This is a genomic window from Verrucomicrobium sp. BvORR106, from assembly GCF_000739655.1.
Lineage (GTDB): Bacteria > Verrucomicrobiota > Verrucomicrobiia > Verrucomicrobiales > Verrucomicrobiaceae > Verrucomicrobium.
On record NZ_BATR01000134.1, the window covers coordinates 1 to 17,177 of the forward strand.

A 17,177-nucleotide genomic window follows, 5' to 3' on the forward strand; every position below is an offset into this window, starting at 1 on the left:
AGCGTGTCGTCCAACGCTGCGAGCAACTCGCCGATGGACTCATCGGTTTCGTCACCCATGTTGGAGATGCGGAACGTGGTGCCCTTGATCTTGCCGTAGCCGCCGTCAATGATGAGCTTGTGCTTCTTCTTGAGGTTGCTGGTGAAGGCTGCGACGTCGATCTCCTTGTTATTCTTCACGCAGGTCAGGCCCTTGGTGCGGTAGCCTTCAGCGGCGAAGTGCTCGAACCCGTGCTTGGCGACCCAATCATGCACCTGGCCGTTGAGGCGGGCGTGGCGGGCATAACGGTTCTCAAGCCCTTCGGCAAAGAACTTGTTGAGCTGGTGACGCAGGCCGTAGATGAGGGAGATGCACGGCGTGCTGGGCGTCATGCTCTTCTCGCCGTTGGCTTTGAACTCGAGGAAGTCGAAGTAGTAGCCGCGATCGGCCACCGTAGCAGCGCGCTCATAGGCGGCCTCGCTCACTGTGAAGAGACCGAGCCCGGGCGGCATCGCGAAGGCTTTCTGGCTGCCCGTGAGCAGCACATCGATGCCCAGATCGTCGAAGTTCATCGGCACCGTCGTGAAGGACGAAACCGTGTCCACAATGAAGAGCACATCCGGGAACTTCGCCTTGAGCTTGGCAATCTCTTCCACCGGGCTGAGAACGCCCGTGGAGGTTTCGCTGTGCACCAGGGTCACGGTGTCGAACTCGCCGGTGGCGAGCTTTTCTTCGACCTGGGAGGCAAGGATGGCCTGGCCCCACGGCACTTTCAGCGCCTCGGCCTGCTTGCCACAACGGAGGGAGACATCATGCCACTTGTCGGAGAACGCGCCGCAGCAGCAGTTCAGCACCTTCTTCTTCACCAAGTTCCGCACCGCGCCTTCCATGACGCCGAAAGCGGAGGAGGTGCTCAGGAACACCAGTTGCTTGGTACCAAAGAGGACCTGCAGCTTCTCATGGATCTCAGCATACAGATTTTGGAAGTCCTTGCTGCGATGACCAATCATCGGAGCGGACATGGCCGCGTAGGTGTCGGGAGAGACTTCTACGGGTCCGGGAATGAAGAGTTTGACGTGGTCGCGCATAAGTGAGGGAGGGCGACCATAGGTAGAAATGAGGCGTTGGCCAGAGCTATTTGGATTGGGAATCGTTCATTTCTGATCTGCGGTTGCGGGGCAGAGGAGGCAGACGCCGGAGTGTAAATGGCCCGTTAGCGACTGGATTCCAGCGGTTTACGCACATTACCCGCTCTTCCAGGTGCAGTGAATTTCGAAAGCTCTCTCCCCTTCAATCTGCCAGATTCACATCCAGCACCTGAGCGCGCAGCGCTTTTGGGACTGCGGCGAGCATCGCCGCTTTGGCACCCCTTGTGACAAGCTTGAACCCTTCGCGCCCCAGCAGCGCCCACCGTGCCCAATCCCCTGCTCCGCTGCGGCTCAATCGACGCTCCCACAACACAGGACTCCCGAAAGCGGTGATTCTCACCGCAGTCCCAAAGCGGCTCCGCCGCCAGGTGTTGGCAGCTCAAGGGTGCTCGGAAGTTGGTACCAGCTTGCGACATCGCAGGCTCAGAACACAACCTCCAACGAACAAACACCTACACCTGAGCGCGCAGCGCTTTTGGGACTGCGGCGAGCATCGCCGCTTTGGCACCCCTTGTGACAAGCTTGAACCCTTCGCGCCCCAGCAGCGCCCACCGTGCCCAATCCCCTGCTCCGCTGCGGCTCAATCGACGCTCCCGCAACACAGGACTCCCGAAAGCGGTGATTCTCACCGCAGTCCCAAAGCGGCTCCGCCGCCAGGTGTTGGCGGTTCAAGAATACCCGGAGATCTGCGATGCCTCGCCAAGTCCAAGGATTTACAAAAAACCAACCGCACCCATATTTGCTCGACATGACCCAATACATCCTCCTCATCCAGGGCAACCTCACGAGCCCCACCACCACCGAGGAATGGGACACCTTCTTCTCCGCCGTGCGCAGCAGCGGCCTCTTCAAAGGCGGCAGTGAGATTGGGGGCCGAACACGTCTAGGAAACTCCACGACGGCTCAATCGACCGATCACGTGGTGGCCTATATGCGGTTCGATTCCGATGACCAAGAGAAGCTGCTAGCCCTGGTCAACCAACATCCCGTGGTCCTTCATGGCGGCACCGTGGAACTCTGTGAGCTGCCCAAGTCCTGAGCAGCTTCCATCTCCTCCCTCACTTGTCCCAAATAAAATGCTCCAACCGGATCCTCGTCCCTTCTTGCTTGGCAGACTCGGACCGGTCTCCACCGGCAGAAGCTAGGCGATCAGCCAACCGGGCGGCGGCTTCCCACTCCTGGCGCTCCTTGAGCACCTCCAGCGCGGCAAAGCCAGCGCGATAGAGCCAGACGTACTCCTGCGAGGTCAGCGCGCGGGAGATGGTCGGGTTCAAACAAGATTCCACCACATCGTTGCAGGCTTCCAGAGCCTCCGCGGAACGGCCCGCCTGAAGCTGGCACTGGGCCAACAGGTAGCCCGCTTGCCCCCGCCAGGCGCGAGTGGCCGTGGTGTCCTGCGTGATATAAGTGAAGACTTCCTTGGCCTGTTCCAGGTGCTTCGCATCCTTTCTGGCGAGAAGCATGCTTAGCTCCCCTTTCTCAATCAGCAGGGAAAAGAGCTCATCTCCCGCAGGTGCAGGCTTGCTGGTGAGCAGACTGTTCACGACCAGAAGCGCGTCCACCTCGTTGCCCTGTCTTCGCTTGGCCAAGGCCTGCTGGCGCTGGGCCTCCCGCGCCAGGGGTCCACTGCGGTTCACTACTTCCTCCCAGAGAGAAATCGCCTTCTCCATGCCCGCCGGAGTCAGCACGGCCATGGCCGCCTTTCCCGCATAATACTGCGCAACCTCCGCATAGGGAGACTCCGTCTGCTCCTCCACCAATTCCTCGAACTGAGTCCCGGCGTGGGTAAAGTCGTCCATGCGATAGTAGGCCTGTGCGACCTTCATCCGCACCTGGTCCCGACGCTGAGACATGCGCCAGGTCTCCAGATACTTTAGTCCCGCTGAAGTCAGTGATGGAAAGTCCTGAGCCGCCTCGTGCAACCACACGCGGGTGTAGTCGATCTTCTCTTTCCACCCATCGGCCAGGTCCGGGATTGCCAGCGCCACGTCAAGCGCCTGCGCCGCAGCCTTGGCCCGCACAGGAATGTCGAGCAGGCACAACTCAGCCAGTGCCAGATGGGCTTCCACAGCCCTGGGATGGGTCGGATGTTCCCTCACAAAGTCCTGCAGGGCCGCCTCCGCGGTCGGGTCATGCTTGGCGGCCAGATGCAGCGCCTTCTCCAGCAGCAGGAGGGAGGCAGAATCACGCGCGGCCGCGTCCAGAGCTTCCTTCATCTGCGGTCCGGTGCTCGTTGCCTCGGGTCCAAAAGACGCATCCTCGTCATCCTCGCGAATCTGGGCGGTGGCCAGTTGCTTCAGGCACATCTGGTAGCGCACCTTGTCCCCTCCCAGAAATGCCGCAGCAGCGGCGTTGTAGAGGGCTCTCTGGCCCTGCGTCGAATCCACCGCCGCCAGTCCTGATTTCTCAAACAACACGGAAGCTTCGCGATACTCCTTCCGCGCAAACCGGATCATCGCGGTCAGATAGTCCACCGTGTCCTCCCCGCCGGTGCCAAACCGGCTGCGCCAGACGTTGGCCAGCTCCAGAACCCGACGGTCGGCCCCCATCGTGCCGTACAGGCTCATGAGGGCCCTCAAGGCCTCAGCCTCCCGCACATGCCCGGGATGCAAGGTCAAAAAGGTTTCCAAGAACCCGACCGCATGGGCAGGCTGACCGTGATCCGCCAGCCATTGTCCAAGGTAGAACAACGCCAGAGCATGTCGTCCACGGGGCTGGGCGATGGCGGCCCAGGCAATGAGCCGGTCTCGCGCATCCGTCTCCTCCGGAGCGGTCACGTCCAGAAGCAAAGCGAATGCCTGCTCATAGTAGCGGCTCTCCGGGGCGTGTTCTAGGAAACGCACCAACTCACGCTCCGCGGTCCGCTGGCGACCTTGTAGCGCATAGGCCTCCGCCAGGCGCACCGTGGCTGCATCCTGCAAATCTTTGTTAAGAGTGGTAAGGGGCAGGATGCGGCGCAGCAGAATCTCCCCCTGCTTGCCATCGCCGGTTTTCAGCCAGGCACAAGCCTTGAGGAACTCAGTCTCCACATCCTTGCGCTCCTGGCCAAAACGGCGGAGCACGTTCGGCGCACGGGAGGCAATGATCTCTGACTCGTTCCAATACAATCCTGCAATCCGCGCGATCCCGGCATTGGGGCCCTCCATCACTTCCTTGAACTCCTTGCGACCTGGGATCTCCCTGCCCTGGGCCACCAGCACCTGCCCAAGAGCGAGCCGGGCCTCTGCCTCATAACGGGTGCCCTCTTTCAGGCAGGTTTTGAGCGCCTCTTCTGCCTCGCGAAATTTGTGATCCAGGATCAGGCACTGCCCTTTCCAGAAGTTTGCCTCCGGCACCTTGAAGAGAGAAAGCGCCAGCAGGGCTTTGGTGGAATTGCGGGCTCGCACCAGTGCATCTACCATCCGCTCCCCCACCTGAGCTTCATCCTTTTTTGTCAGCGATTTGTCCTTGAGCAGCCGCTCATACTTGAGGGCCGCCGCCTCGTGCAGACCTTCGCTCGAGTCTTTTAGCGCGGCCTGATACTCATCCCGAGCCGCCAGCTCGATCTTGGCCGCAGCGGACGGGGCCGGCGGTGCCGCGACGCCCAAAGCAGCCCCTCCGACCCACAACACTGCCACGCAGGCATAGGGCAGGATTAGGGGTGCAAGGGTTGGAGGCATCCGGCCAGCTTACCCAGCCTGGCGGGAACTTCAACGCATCACTCCAGTCGAAACGTCACATTCAGCTCATACTCAGCACCGCCGTAGGCCTGTGGCAGAGGCAGGACCTGGCCCACCCTGCTCGCAGCGGCCACGATGGAGGAGTCCAGGGCGTCACTCCCCGACGGCCGTACAAAAAACCGACGCGCCACCCGGCCATCACGGCTCAGGACGACGCTCAGCACCGCTTCTTTTTGAGAGGCAGGCAGTCGCGTCACGGGAGGCACCCATTCCTCTGTCAGCACCGTCCGCACGCGGTGATCCACCGCATTCAGCACCCGCTCCAACTCTTCAGTGAGAGCCCGGCCTCCCCGCTCACCCAGGGTGTACCCCGGCAGCTGAAACATGCCCAAGGTGCGCTCGTGGTCAGAGAGCAGGACTGGAGACACACGCTGGACCGTCACCCGTTTCCGCTCCCTGCCCATCCCCGCCGCCAGTGGCAGCATGGACGAAGCGAAGTCACCAGGGGGAAGCCATTGAGCATCCTGCACATTGCCTCCGCTCTCCCGGGTCTCCACCATGCGGTAGCCCACCCAGGCCAGAGCCATCGCGAGATTCGCGGTCAGCACGCCAAGGAGCAGCTGCACGCCAGGACTGGGACCTGCGCGGCTCATGGCTCTGACCGCACATCCACCGATGTCTGCGGCACGGCACACGTCTTCAGGACGTTCATGACATCCAGCAGCACCTCCAGATCCAGATCCCGTGGCACCTTTACCCGCACCGCGGGCATCCCATCCTCACTGTTCAGCTGTGTCAGCTGGTCCTTCAACTCATCGATCGGAAAGGTGATGCCCTTCAGCACGGCATAGCCGTCCCCTTCAAGCGTGAGATCGACCACCGCCGCAGGCGCTGGCAGATGCGACCGCTGAGCAAGCCCCCCTCCCTGAACCGAGAAAGCCACGACCCAGGCGATCAAGGCAAAAAGCGATACCGCCACCGCCAACGGACGAAACGTCACGGGACGCAGACGGAGATGACTGGGGGTTCGCAGGTCCAACATGGCAACAGGCCGGGCGTTCTGATTCAGCTCACGGAGCCGACATCACTGGAATGGAACGGGAGGTGTCCGATGGCGGAAGCGCGAAGGTAGGCCCATCGAAGGGCACCATGGAGCCCAGACTCGGCAGCGACTCCAAGGGCTTGCGATGATCGACAAACGCCCGGTCAAACTGGGTGGCCAGCTCCACGGCAAAGTCTCCCAGTTCCCCGGCCAGATCCTGCACCCGCTGCACCAGGGCGTTGTGCCACAACATCAGCGGAATGAAAACAAGCGCCCCCAGCGCCATGGGAGTAACCGCAGACACCACCAACTGCGAGCCGGTCACTCCGGCTGAAACATCCACCAGAACACTCACCAGTGCGGCCACGAGTCCTAGAAATGGCAGGATGTCCACCGATCCATCCCCCAACCCATCTCCCAGCTCCCGTGAGGTAAAATCCGCCGTGCGCTCCTGAACCTTCCGTACGGAGTCCATTTGCGAGGGCGAAATGCGCCCCGCCGCTCTCAGCCGGATCGAGAAGTTCTTGTCCACAAAATCCGTGCCCATCAGGTGGAAGGCAACTTCTCGTGCGGAAGTCAAGTACACCGCATGTCTGGGGGCCCCCTCAAAGGTCAGGCCGTCTTGAAACACTTCAAGGCTGTGAGAGGCATCCTGATGCGCCTTCAAAAAGGCATCGTCCGCCTTCCGGCATCGACGCAGCTGCGCGGCGGTCACCAGCATCCTGATCCAGCAGATGAAGGCCCACAGAATGATCACCCCACAAGCAGTCAGAGCCGGCAGGTTCATGGCCTTCAAATGCGCTTCAAGCCCTGCAGGTGCAGTCACGGATGACGCTTGGGCAGCAGCGAACGCGGCAATGATGGGCATGACGTCACATGCTACTGGAAAATTTACACCTGTCTTAGGAAAAATGCGGCATCGCTGCCCGATGTCACACACGAGTCCAAGAGTCCGTCGACTCAAAGCCCGCCATTAAATCAGCGCCCAGCAGGGGTTCGTCGCGTATGCTCATTAAGCACGACCTCTTCGCTCCTCTTCCTGAGTACGGTAATTATGAAACGCTGGTCCCTGCATGTCGCCACCTTTGGAGGTACGGAAGTACGTATCCACGCCACCTTCCTCCTTTTACTGGCCTGGATAGGCCTGATGGTCCTGGGCAAGGGCGGCCCGGCCGCGGCCTGGGAGGCCATCTTGTTCCTCGTGGCGATGTTCGTCTGCGTGCTCTTGCATGAGTTCGGCCACGTGGTGGCGGCGCGACGCTACGGCATTCATACGCCAGATATCACCCTGCTCCCCATCGGAGGTCTGGCGCGGCTTGAGCGCATGCCCCGGAAACCACAGGAGGAGCTGATTGTGGCTCTGGCAGGTCCGGCGGTGAATGTCGCCATCGCCGCCCTGCTCTTCATCGCCCTGCAAGTCCTGCCCGCTCCCAGCCTCCATTTCAACATGGTGGACGGCCCCTTCGCCGTCCGGCTTATGGTCTGGAACCTGATCATGGTCCTTTTCAACATGATCCCCGCCTTCCCGATGGACGGCGGCCGGGTCTTGCGGGCAGCGCTGGCCATGTTTCTGGACTATGGCAAGGCCACCCGTCTGGCGGCTGGCATCGGTCAGGCCATCGCCATCTTCGGCGCCATGGTGGCACTGTTTGTCGCTCACAATCCCCTCCTCATTCTCATCGCTGTGTTCATCTTCATGAGCGCTGGCCAGGAGGCGACTTATGTCAGTGAGCAGGAAGCCATTCGCGGGCTCTCGGTCAAGGAGGCGATGATCACCCAGTTCAGCCACCTGCGGCAGGATGCGGTGCTGAAGGATGCGGTAAAACTGCTACTTTCTGGATCTCAGCAGGACTTCCCAGTGGTGGATTGGCAAGGCGCATACATCGGCATGCTCAGCCGCACCCGGCTCATAGAATCGCTGGACCAGTTCGGACCTCAGCGCGCCGTCTTGGACGTCATGGAGACCTGCCCGATCTCCCTGGATCCCCGCCACCCTCTTCCCGAGGCGATGGATCACCTGCGCGCCAGCAACTGCCCCGCCCTCCCCGTCATCCACCCCGTGGACGGCAGCCTGGTCGGCCTTCTCACGGCGGAAAACGTGGGTGAGATGCTCATGGTCCGGGCCGCCCTGTCCAAGTCCCAGGCTCCGACATCCCTCACAGCGGTCTGACAAAATTGTCCCGCATTCCCCCGCCGCGTCTCCATATTCGCGGTGGACATGGCGTTTTTCCTGCGCGACTAACAAGGCGCATCTTGCGAAGCGAAGATTCCTTTGCTTACCTTAACTACCAACGACACTCAATGGACGACCTTATCATCTCCCAGATCATCGGACGCGAGGTTCTTGACTCGCGCGGCAATCCCACCGTGGAAGTGGACGTGTACCTTGAAGGCGGCGCATTCGGCCGTGCCGCAGTGCCGAGCGGAGCCAGCACCGGTGAGCATGAGGCCCTCGAGCTGCGTGACGGCGACAAGAGTCGCTATCTGGGCAAGGGCACCACGAAGGCAGTCGCCAACGTGAATGACATCATCGCAGAGCACATCGAAGGTCTCATCGCGACCGACCAGGTCGGCGTGGACAAGGCGATGCTCGCCCTCGACGGCACCAGCACCAAGAGCAAGCTCGGTGCAAACGCCATCCTCGGTGTCTCCATGGCCGTGGCCAAAGCCGCCGCCAGCGCTCTGGGCCAGCCCCTCTACAAGTACCTCGGCGGCCCGAACGCCAAGGTCCTTCCCGTGCCGATGATGAACATCATCAACGGCGGTGCCCACTCCGACGCACCGATCGACTTCCAGGAATTCATGATCATGCCGAAAGGTGCCCCCACGTTCCGTGAGGCCCTTCGCTATGGCGCAGAAGTGTTCCACGCTCTGAAGAAGATCCTTCATGACCGTGGCCTCAGCACCGCTGTGGGTGACGAAGGCGGTTTCGCCCCCACCCTGAACAGCGCTGACGACGCCCTCGCGGTGATCGCCCAGGCGGTGGACAAGGCTGGCTACAAGCTCGGTGAAGACATCTTCATCGCCCTCGACGTCGCCTCCAGCGAGTTCTTCGTGAAGGACAGCAGCAAGTACGTCTTCAAGAAGAGCGACAAGTCCGAGCGCGACGCCGCTGGCATCGTGGCCTACTACCAGGAGCTTCAGAAGAAGTACCCGATCATCTCCATCGAAGACGGTTGCGCCGAGAACGACTGGGCCGGCTGGAAGCAGCTGACCGACGCCATGGGTGCCAACACCCAGCTTGTGGGTGACGACCTCTTCGTGACGAACGTTGAGTTCCTCCAGAAGGGCATCGACCAGGGCGTGGCCAACTCCATCCTCGTGAAGGTGAACCAGATCGGTTCCCTCACCGAGACCTTCGACGCCGTTGAGCTCGCTCACCGTCACGGTTACACCTCCGTGCTGAGCCACCGCTCCGGTGAGACCGAAGACTCCACGATCGCTGACCTGGCTGTCGCCACGAACTGCGGCCAGATCAAGACCGGCTCCCTTAGCCGCTCCGACCGGATTGCAAAATACAACCAGCTCCTTCGCATCGAAGAAGAGCTGGGCGACTTCGCCATCTACGGCGGTCGCATGAAGGTCTAGTCAACCTCCCCTTCGACGCCTCACCATGTCTCGCGAGGAACAAGAATTCGACGGCCCGGAAACGGACCGGCCGAATTTCCTCGCAAGGCTGGTGAGGCTGAATCGCTACCTGCTCGCCCTTCTGGTCATCCCCGCCGCGGTCTTGTATTTCCGACCGCCCCTGAAGGAACAGGAAGCCGCCCGCGCCAAGCTGGCTGAACTCACCACCCGACGTGATGGGCTCAAAGCCGATGCTGAACGCCTCCAGCGCAAGCTGGAACTGATCAAGACTGATCCCGAGTATTTAGAAAGCATGGCGAGAGACCGTCTGAACCTGCAAAAGGACGGTGAAATCATTCTGCGGTTCGAGGACTAGCCTCACCGCAACGCCGCAGTCCGCCCCGCTCCTCCCTACCCCCATTGTCATTTCGTCAAGGCATGCCCCTCCGCATTTTTGACCGTTACATCTGGCGCCAGGTTTCCTCCTCGACCCTTACGGGTGTCCTCGTCCTTACCGGGGTGATGGTCCTGGGAAACGTGTTCAAGGAAATGGAGCGACTTCTGGGTGACACCGCGTCCCTCCCGCTCCTGGCGGTGGCGCAGTTCATCACCTACGTCATCCCCTACTCCCTGATCTTCACGATCCCGTGGGCTTTGCTCACCGCCATCCTGCTCGTGTTCGGGCGCATGAGCGCCGACAACGAGATGACCGCCCTGCGCATGACCGGCATGTCCATGCCCCGCATCTGCTCGGCCGTGTTCGTACTGTCCGTCTTCATGTCCGGCGTCTGCTACCTCGTGAACGTGGAGCTGGCCCCGCTGGCCAAGACCAAGATCAAACGCCTCTTCTACGATCTCGCCCTGGATGATCCCGCCGTGCTCTTCCAGCCCGGCAAGGTGCTCGACCGGTTCCCCGGATACCGCATCTTCACCCAGGAGCGCGAAGGCAACAAACTGAAGAACGTCGAGATCATCCAGACCAACCTGGGCCGCGCCGAACGCTACATCCGCGCCAAGCGGGCCGAAGTGGTGGTGACCCCGGGCGTGACTGACTTCCAACTGCACCTGCGCAATGCCACCGTGGAAACAGGGGGTGGTGAAGCCGATGCCGCCTCTGCTGGAGCCGAGGTCAACATCATGAACGACCTTCAGTTCCTCTACATGGGGGACACCGCCATCACCTTCCCGCTCAGCAAGCTCAAGGAGAAGACGGAACGCGTCACCAGCAGCATGAAGGACACTTCCGCTCTCTGGAGCGAGGTCAACACCGGCATCAGCAGCGTGGATGGCCAGCCACTGAGTGAGAAACTCATCTCTGTCTCCCGCACAGAGCTGAGCATGCGCTACAGCTTCTCCCTCGCTGCGATCGTTTTCACCCTGGTGGGAATCCCCTTGGGCATCACCGCCCAGCGTCGTGAGACCTCCATCGGCTTCGCCTTGAGCCTCATCGTCGCCGTCTCCTACATGGTGTTCGTCATCTTCGTCAACGGCCTCAACGAACGCCCGAGTGTTTACCCCCACCTGCTCATGTGGGTGCCCAACCTGATCTTCATCGGCGTTGGCTCCCGGATGTTCTACAAGCTGAACCGGCGATAGGTTTTGGTGCTGGCCGCAGAGGTTCTGCGGCCTTAAACAACTCCCAGCCGTTTACCGAGCGGAGGTTGATCCCCCGAGTTTTCATAGCGGAACCCCCCAATGCCAAGTGTGTGACACAAGGCAGTCCCGCACGCGCATCGGTCGGGTTTAACATGATGCAAAACCCGGCCAGCAGGTGATCTCGTAATTCGTGTTTGCATAGCCGCAGGCTCACGCCAACGGCGTGATACAAAACAGCCCGGGTTCAGACCGCAAAGCGGTCGCCACCCCGGGTCAAAGGCGGAAGCGCTGGAACTCCAAGGGAGTTCTACAAACCGACCAAATCACGCGGAGTCGACCGTCCTCCATGCGGTTGACCTCCGGACTCACCAAGCACTAGGAACCAAGAACCCCACCCCTCACTTCGCCATCGGTTCAATGTAATACAAACCGGTCGTCATCGCGCAGGCATTGTCCATCGGCATCCGCTTCAGCGCATGCTCAGCGCCCCAGGAGTCAGAATAGAGGATCTCACTGGTCTTCGCATTGTAGCCGATGATGAGGCGCATATGTCCTCCAAAGCTCTGAGGCAGGTCCGCCTCCTTGTAGAGACCAAGTTGAACCCCCCACATGAGAGGCACTCCTTTTTCAATCGTGTCAGCCACGGCCCGCTGGAACTTGCTGTAGCCCGCCTTGTTCTTCTCCGTCCGGCTCACCTTGAGCGAGTCCGCATCCATTGAGGCATAGATGTCGCCGATATCGATGACCGCCATGTTGTTCAGATTGATCTCACGCTTGTCCCGGCGTTTGGCCTCGCGGTTGTAGTCCGAGATCATGTTGCTGAACTCTTTGTAGTCCCACTTCTCCAGCGCACGGACGCGCACGCGGAGCCGCGCTTCAAGCTTCTCCAGAGCCTCCAGCATCTCACTCGGGCTGGTGCCGCCACCCTGCCCGGTATTGGCCACTTGGGCGATCTCGTGCTGATCCACCGGGATACCGTAGTAGCGAAACACGCGCTCGGTCGTGGCAACAGCACAGTACCCCTTGGGCCCCTGATCCACCATCGGCACATTCTTGATCACCACATCACCGCTGGTTTCACGGGTGATGTTGGCGGCCAAGCCTGAGCGAGTCGCAGCGGACGCGCCAGCGGCACCATTTGCAAGCAGGCCCTGCTGCCGCGGCACCTCCGCGACCCGAAGCCGGATGAATTCCGGGCGAAATTCCTGCCCGCGGGACTTCATCTCTTTCTGGTAGGAGTACTCCAGCAAGTAGGCCGTGGGCGGCTTCATCCACATCCACCCCATGGCCTTGACGGCGCTCTGGGAATCCTTGCCCCGCTCCACCGGCTGAACGCCCAGCTTGGAGGAGATGAAGGTCTTGGCGTCCTCTACCTGCTTCTCAAACTGCTCCCGGTTTCCCGCCAGCGAGCTGCTGTCTCCGCGGTTGAAGATGGAGAAGTTCACCCGCGCCAGCTTCCCAGTCTGAAATTCAGCCACCGCTTCCGCCACCCGCAACTGCGGTCCCCAGAGCATGTAGGTGGAGCCAAAAAATCTTGCCTGCTCCTTGCTGGTGGAAAGCCAGTCGAAACGGAGCACCTTAAACTTCGCTTCGAACTGATCAGGCGTCAGCTCCCAGAGCTGATCTCCGCCCGCCAACTCGTCCAGAGCACGTCCCGGTTCCGTCGCTCCTGCACTGCCACCAGTACCGCTGGACTGGGAGTACACCTGCGTGAAAGACCCCATCAGCAGCCCCGCTGCGAGACAGAGTGAGGAGAATCGGCATCGCTGGATCATGGCAGAAGTAGGGTTTGGCGTGGAATAAACGCAAGTCTCCACGACAGCTCACAATGTGTCAATCACGGTCGGCACATGGGTGACAGGTGAGCTGGATCCAAAAAACCGGTGATAACGGGATGCCGTGTTTTCATAGGGCAAACCCCACGCCAACGGCGTGATACAAAATAGCCCGGGGTCAGACTGCGAAGCGGTCGCCACCCCGGGTATCGACAGGATAGCAATGGAACTCCAAGGGAGTTCTACAGACCGTCCAAATCACCCGGAGACGCCCCTCCCGCATGCGGCAAACACCTCAGGGATGCAGCCACGGTTTGTAGAACTCACTTCGGAGTTCTAGCTCATCTGCCCATGTACCCAGGGTGACGGCTCGTGCCTCGCCTTACCCTGGGCTACTTTGTATGACGCCCTTGGCGTCAGAGCACTCGCTTGCGGCAACCCTACGGTTTCGCGAACCACGCAGGCTCAACACCCGGCTTCCACTTGATGTTGCAGCCCGTGCTGGGCCGCTGGGTAGCCACCGGAGGCTCCCCTTTCAGCACCGCATCCACCGCGCCGCGCAGGTCTTCGCCCGTCACCGGCAATCCGTTCTTGGGTCGAGAGGCATCATACTGACCTGCGTAGGTCAGCTCCAGACGATCATTGAACACATAAAAATCCGGCGTGCAGGCCGCGAAGTAGGCTTGCGCCACTTCCTGGGACTCATCGTAGAGGTAGGGAAAGGTCCAGCCGTATTTGGCCGACATGTCCAACATCTTCTCCGGACTGTCAGCCGGGTAGCGCTCCACGTCATTGGAACTGATGCCGACGAATCCCACCCCTTTGGCCTCACAGGTGGCAGCAAAGATCCCCAACTCATTCGCCAAATGCAGGACGAAGGGGCAGTGATTGCACACGAACGCCACCACCAAACCACGGGGCCCCCGGACATCCTGCAACGTGAGCACTTCGCCTCTGCCATTGGGCAGGGAAAAGGCTGGAGCAGGACTGCCAAGACTCAAACTGCGCGTGGAGGGAACTTCTGCCATGGCCACTTCGTTTAGGGCCAGAGAGTTCCCGAGTCAACCCCCTCGCGACAAACACTTCCGCCCCAATCACGTCTGAGCGGTCATGTCGCCCAAAGAAAAGCTTGCACTCACGAGGGTTTTGAGAAAATACTTTAGACACCCAAAATATCCCAAAGTCCATACTAGCGGCTCATGAAAACCATCCTCTCGGTCCTCGCTCTTTCCTGCTGCATGGTGGCTTCTGCCAAATCACAGGGGTATCAGCCGCAATATCCGTACGATCCCTACAACCCAGCCCCTCAGCAGCAGCAAAGCTACCAGACCTACTCCTCTACCGGGTCCAGCTACGGCAGCAGCAACAGCCTGCTCGGCTATCAGTCCCTGGAAGTTCGCTACGTTTACAACGACTTCAAAGGCGATGACCGCCTCGAAGGAGACAGCGGGTTTGGGGTGGATCTGAAACTGGAGTTGATGAAGCCGCTCTACCTGCGCTTTGGCCTGGAGCGAATCACTAGCAAAACTCCAGACGCAGAAGACCTGGACCTTACCACCTTCTCAGTGGCCGGCGGTGCCTTCATCCCGATTGGCAATCGTTTCCACATCTTTGGCGAAGTGGGAGCCCGGTATGACTACGTGTCCGAAGAGCTGGAAAACGTCAGCACAGATGATTTCTACCTCTACATCCGCCCCGGCGTCCGGTTCGCCGTCACGGACAAGTTGGAGCTCGCCCTCAGCCTCCTGTTCACCAATACGGACAACCTGAACGAGCGCGTGATCGAGCTAAACGCCTACTATGCCATGCTCTCCTGGCTTGATGTCTCCGCCGGGATCGACTTTGGCGATGAGATCAACTCGTTCCACCTGGGTGGACGCTGGCGCTGGTAGCCTCCTAGGCTTGTCAGCCCAATTTCTTCAAGGCCGTGGACGGACGATGAGTCTTCCACGGCCTCCTCATTTCCAAGTTAGGCCTTGCGAGTCTTCACACTCTTCTTCCGGTCAGGGTAGAGCTCGGTACACAGCATGCAGCTCAGGCCGTCGCAAGCCCGGGCACTGCAATGCTCCCGCCCATAATAGATGATCTGCAGGTGCAGCTTGTTCCAGGAGGACTCCGGGAAGAGCGTCTTCAGATCCCGCTCCGTTTGCGTCACTGAACTCCCAGAAGTCAGCCCCCACCGCTGGGCCAGCCGGTGGATATGGGTATCCACCGGAAAACTGGGCACCCCGAAAGCCTGAGCCATCACCACCTGAGCCGTCTTGTGCCCCACGCCAGGCAGCTTCTCCAGCGCCTCCAACGTGTTTGGCACCTGCCCCCCATGCTCTCGCACAATGATCTTGGAGAGCTCCGAAATGGCTTTCGCCTTCTGCGGCCCCAGGCCGCATGGCTTCACAACGCCCAAAATCCTCTCCACCGGGACTTCAGACATTCCCGCCGGCGCGTCTGCAAGAGCGAAGAGGTGAGGCGTGACCAAGTTCACCCTGGCGTCCGTGCACTGGGCCGAAAGCAGCACCGCCACGAGGAGGGTGTAGGGATCCTTGTGATCCAATGGAATGGGAGGATCCGGATACAATCCAGCAAGCCTCACCAAGACATGATCTGCCCGCTGCTTCTTTGTCACAATCCCGCCTCCGGCACGTGGATGAGCGTTCGCCTCAGGTCTAGGAACTGCGCTCGATGCGCTTCACCATCGCCTGCACATGCGGGTTCTTCTTCTCACGCGGGCGCATGATGGCCAGACTCTTGGTAAAAGAGCCCCATTTGACCACCTTGATGTTCACGTTCTTGGCTCCCCACTGCTTCATGGCAGTCTTGTCGGGGCGATAGAGATCGATCGTATTGGTTCCCACCAGGGCAGAGCCGTAGTCATCCACCTCGTAGAGGAAAGGCTCGCCTTCGATCTGGAACACGGTTCCCACGGGATAAACCGACCAGTCCGTCGCGGCACTGCGCACCCGACCGTACTTCAGAGTGTCTCCGGTAGCCGCCTTGGGACCGTACTTGATGTGATCTGACTCGGTATGAGTATAAGCTGTCGTACGAACTCCGCTGATCTTCTGACCGCGATTACTTGGTTTGGTGGTCGTCTCGCAAGAGATAACTGACACGCAGCACAGCGTGGCCAGTCCGAGGATCTTAGGGTTCAGCATGGCAGATTAGTTAAGCTCTCCGAAGTTTGTGGTATTTTGGGGGACGAAAGGGGGCTGGTCAACCCAAAATTCACCCCCTCAACCGCGGGGCTATTTACTCCACATCACCACCTTAACGCCTGCTTCGCTCTTGCGAATTGTCTTCTGCTCTCCACTCTGATTGCGTCACCTGACTCTCGATATTTCCGGCCTATGTCCACTGCAATTGACCTGCTCAAGCTCCACCTCGCCCAGCAAGCCGCGCGCGGAGTCACGCACGTGGCCCTCACCCGGGGTGCACAGGCCCAACTGCGCGGTGGCAGGTCAGCGCCAGCAGTCAGGCCCCAGGCCCCAGCCACTCCCCCTGCCGTCCCTACGCCAGCGCCCCCTACCCCGGTCCGCCGGACGGAATACTTCGCCCAGCCTGCCGCCCCCACCCCGGCTCAGCCGCCGGTGAGCCGACCGATGCCGGAGCGCATCTCCTTGAGCAGCCCATCCCCGCTGGCACCCGCACCCCAATCGCGTGCAGAGCATCTCGCACGTTTGGCGCTTGAAGCGGAGAACAGCGAGAAAGCCCGCAGCCTGGGCACATTGCGAGACATCATGGTTTTCGCCACCGGCACGCCCGATGCCGAAATTGTGTTTGTAGGCGAAGCACCCGGTGCAGAAGAGGAGAAATTGCGGGAGCCGTTTGTAGGCCCCGCGGGCCAGCTGCTGACCAAGATCATTCAGGCAATGGGGCTGCGCCGCAATGAGGTGTACATCACCAACATCTGCAAATTCCGCCCCAAGATCGATGACGGCCGGTTCCAAAACTCAAAAAATCGTGCCCCCACCATCGGCGAGATGCTCTCCTGCCAGCAGTTCGTCCTCGCAGAACTCGAAATCATCAAACCAAAAGTCATCGTCGCCTTGGGCTCCACGGCCGCGACAGGGCTGGGCATCGAAGGCACCGTGGGCAAACTGCGCGGCAAGTTCCACGATTTTAGGGGCACTCCCATCATGGTTACCTATCACCCCTCCTACCTGTTGCGCCGGGAGCAGGAGGACGGTGGCGGCATCGCCGAAAAAAGACTGGTGTGGGAGGACATGATGAAAGTCATGGAACAGGTGGGGCTGCCCATCAGTGATAAACAACGGGCCTATTTTAGCAAAGCTCGGGGATAGGCCGTTTCCGGCTCAAAAATATCAGTCTTGGGCAGAAAAAGAAGCTGCCTCTCTGCGTTGAAGACTCCCCTCCGTGTCACCGGGGCGGGAGGAGTCACAGCTTGCTGTTATTC

General features: G+C 60.4%; 17 protein-coding genes. 7 read left to right on the forward strand and 10 right to left on the reverse strand.

Annotated elements, in window-relative coordinates; genetic code table 11:
* Both BV106_RS25095 and BV106_RS38850 read right to left on the reverse strand, forming a co-directional pair.
* On the reverse strand, positions 1-1,067 hold a 1,067-nt coding region (locus BV106_RS25095), incomplete at its 3' end, for an alanine--glyoxylate aminotransferase family protein (RefSeq protein ID WP_038169280.1).
* 202 nt (positions 1,068-1,269) lie between these two features.
* A complete protein-coding gene (locus BV106_RS38850; RefSeq protein ID WP_265596052.1) occupies positions 1,270-1,467 on the reverse strand; it encodes a hypothetical protein in 198 nt (65 codons plus the stop codon).
* Positions 1,468-1,875: 408 nt separating this feature from the next.
* Between BV106_RS38850 and BV106_RS25100 the strand changes: the two genes are divergently transcribed.
* Positions 1,876-2,166, forward strand: coding sequence for a hypothetical protein (locus BV106_RS25100; RefSeq protein WP_038169282.1), 291 nt, complete (start codon positions 1,876-1,878; stop codon positions 2,164-2,166).
* A 19-nt stretch (positions 2,167-2,185) separates the two neighbouring features.
* On the opposite strand, the gene BV106_RS25105 is transcribed toward BV106_RS25100, so the two are convergent.
* From BV106_RS25105 to BV106_RS25120, 4 genes are read right to left on the reverse strand one after another with little or no spacing between them, the layout of a single operon-like run.
* Positions 2,186-4,786, reverse strand: coding sequence for a tetratricopeptide repeat protein (locus BV106_RS25105; protein ID WP_038169284.1), 2,601 nt, complete (start codon positions 4,784-4,786; stop codon positions 2,186-2,188).
* A gap of 38 nt (positions 4,787-4,824) precedes the next feature.
* Positions 4,825-5,439, reverse strand: coding sequence for a TonB family protein (locus tag BV106_RS25110; RefSeq protein WP_038169286.1), 615 nt, complete (start codon positions 5,437-5,439; stop codon positions 4,825-4,827).
* A complete protein-coding gene (locus BV106_RS25115; protein ID WP_038169287.1) occupies positions 5,436-5,828 on the reverse strand; it encodes a hypothetical protein in 393 nt (130 codons plus the stop codon). The genes BV106_RS25110 and BV106_RS25115 overlap by 4 nt, the downstream gene beginning before the upstream one ends.
* Before the next feature lie 28 nt (positions 5,829-5,856).
* Positions 5,857-6,696: a hypothetical protein gene (locus BV106_RS25120; protein WP_038169289.1), complete on the reverse strand. Its 840-nt coding sequence runs from the start codon at positions 6,694-6,696 to the stop codon at positions 5,857-5,859.
* A 186-nt stretch (positions 6,697-6,882) separates the two neighbouring features.
* Between BV106_RS25120 and BV106_RS25125 the strand changes: the two genes are divergently transcribed.
* The 4 genes from BV106_RS25125 (at position 6,883) to BV106_RS25140 (ending at position 10,991) form a co-directional block, all read left to right on the forward strand.
* Positions 6,883-7,998 (forward strand): site-2 protease family protein, encoded by a 1,116-nt coding sequence (locus BV106_RS25125; protein WP_038169291.1) that lies wholly within the window; start codon positions 6,883-6,885, stop codon positions 7,996-7,998.
* A 131-nt stretch (positions 7,999-8,129) separates the two neighbouring features.
* Positions 8,130-9,416, forward strand: a complete 1,287-nt coding sequence (gene eno / locus BV106_RS25130; protein WP_038169293.1) for a phosphopyruvate hydratase — start codon at positions 8,130-8,132, stop codon at positions 9,414-9,416.
* A gap of 25 nt (positions 9,417-9,441) precedes the next feature.
* Complete coding sequence (locus BV106_RS25135; RefSeq protein ID WP_038169295.1) at positions 9,442-9,771, forward strand: septum formation initiator family protein; 330 nt, start codon at positions 9,442-9,444, stop codon at positions 9,769-9,771.
* Between the two features lie 62 nt (positions 9,772-9,833).
* Positions 9,834-10,991 carry an LptF/LptG family permease gene (locus BV106_RS25140; protein ID WP_038169297.1) on the forward strand — a complete coding sequence of 386 codons (1,158 nt, stop codon included), beginning with the start codon at positions 9,834-9,836 and terminating at the stop codon, positions 10,989-10,991.
* Between the two features lie 398 nt (positions 10,992-11,389).
* Here the strand turns inward: BV106_RS25140 and BV106_RS25145 are convergent, their stop codons facing one another.
* Together BV106_RS25145 and BV106_RS25150 are read right to left on the reverse strand one after the other, a co-directional pair.
* The gene (locus BV106_RS25145; protein ID WP_038169299.1) at positions 11,390-12,766 is read right to left on the reverse strand and encodes a C39 family peptidase; all 1,377 of its coding nucleotides are present in this window, start codon (positions 12,764-12,766) and stop codon (positions 11,390-11,392) included.
* 440 nt (positions 12,767-13,206) lie between these two features.
* Entirely contained in the window at positions 13,207-13,794 is a 588-nt protein-coding gene (locus BV106_RS25150) for a thioredoxin family protein (RefSeq protein WP_038169300.1), read from the reverse strand.
* A gap of 171 nt (positions 13,795-13,965) precedes the next feature.
* Between BV106_RS25150 and BV106_RS25155 the strand changes: the two genes are divergently transcribed.
* Entirely contained in the window at positions 13,966-14,658 is a 693-nt protein-coding gene (locus BV106_RS25155; protein WP_038169302.1) for an outer membrane beta-barrel protein, read from the forward strand.
* A gap of 77 nt (positions 14,659-14,735) precedes the next feature.
* Here the strand turns inward: BV106_RS25155 and nth are convergent, their stop codons facing one another.
* Together nth and BV106_RS25165 are read right to left on the reverse strand one after the other, a co-directional pair.
* Positions 14,736-15,389, reverse strand: a complete 654-nt coding sequence (gene nth / locus BV106_RS25160; protein ID WP_038169304.1) for an endonuclease III — start codon at positions 15,387-15,389, stop codon at positions 14,736-14,738.
* A gap of 40 nt (positions 15,390-15,429) precedes the next feature.
* A complete protein-coding gene (locus BV106_RS25165; RefSeq protein ID WP_038169307.1) occupies positions 15,430-15,918 on the reverse strand; it encodes a 3D domain-containing protein in 489 nt (162 codons plus the stop codon).
* A 192-nt stretch (positions 15,919-16,110) separates the two neighbouring features.
* On the opposite strand from BV106_RS25165, the gene BV106_RS36230 reads away from it, so the two are divergent.
* Complete coding sequence (locus BV106_RS36230) at positions 16,111-17,064, forward strand: uracil-DNA glycosylase (RefSeq protein ID WP_051946311.1); 954 nt, start codon at positions 16,111-16,113, stop codon at positions 17,062-17,064.
* Positions 17,065-17,177: the final 113 nt, after the last annotated feature.

What these genes read in the sequence shown, in the direction of transcription:
- BV106_RS25100 (WP_038169282.1), top strand. Translation starts at nt 1,876, where the DNA reads ATGACCCAATACATCCTCCTCATCCAGGGCAACCTCACGAGCCCCACC.
- BV106_RS25105 (WP_038169284.1), bottom strand. Translation starts at nt 4,786, where the DNA reads ATGCCTCCAACCCTTGCACCCCTAATCCTGCCCTATGCCTGCGTGGCA.
- BV106_RS25110 (WP_038169286.1), bottom strand. Translation starts at nt 5,439, where the DNA reads ATGAGCCGCGCAGGTCCCAGTCCTGGCGTGCAGCTGCTCCTTGGCGTG.
- BV106_RS25115 (WP_038169287.1), bottom strand. Translation starts at nt 5,828, where the DNA reads ATGTTGGACCTGCGAACCCCCAGTCATCTCCGTCTGCGTCCCGTGACG.
- BV106_RS25120 (WP_038169289.1), bottom strand. Translation starts at nt 6,696, where the DNA reads ATGCCCATCATTGCCGCGTTCGCTGCTGCCCAAGCGTCATCCGTGACT.
- BV106_RS25125 (WP_038169291.1), top strand. Translation starts at nt 6,883, where the DNA reads ATGAAACGCTGGTCCCTGCATGTCGCCACCTTTGGAGGTACGGAAGTA.
- eno (WP_038169293.1), top strand. Translation starts at nt 8,130, where the DNA reads ATGGACGACCTTATCATCTCCCAGATCATCGGACGCGAGGTTCTTGAC.
- BV106_RS25135 (WP_038169295.1), top strand. Translation starts at nt 9,442, where the DNA reads ATGTCTCGCGAGGAACAAGAATTCGACGGCCCGGAAACGGACCGGCCG.
- BV106_RS25140 (WP_038169297.1), top strand. Translation starts at nt 9,834, where the DNA reads ATGCCCCTCCGCATTTTTGACCGTTACATCTGGCGCCAGGTTTCCTCC.
- BV106_RS25145 (WP_038169299.1), bottom strand. Translation starts at nt 12,766, where the DNA reads ATGATCCAGCGATGCCGATTCTCCTCACTCTGTCTCGCAGCGGGGCTG.
- BV106_RS25150 (WP_038169300.1), bottom strand. Translation starts at nt 13,794, where the DNA reads ATGGCAGAAGTTCCCTCCACGCGCAGTTTGAGTCTTGGCAGTCCTGCT.
- BV106_RS25155 (WP_038169302.1), top strand. Translation starts at nt 13,966, where the DNA reads ATGAAAACCATCCTCTCGGTCCTCGCTCTTTCCTGCTGCATGGTGGCT.
- BV106_RS25165 (WP_038169307.1), bottom strand. Translation starts at nt 15,918, where the DNA reads ATGCTGAACCCTAAGATCCTCGGACTGGCCACGCTGTGCTGCGTGTCA.
- BV106_RS36230 (WP_051946311.1), top strand. Translation starts at nt 16,111, where the DNA reads ATGTCCACTGCAATTGACCTGCTCAAGCTCCACCTCGCCCAGCAAGCC.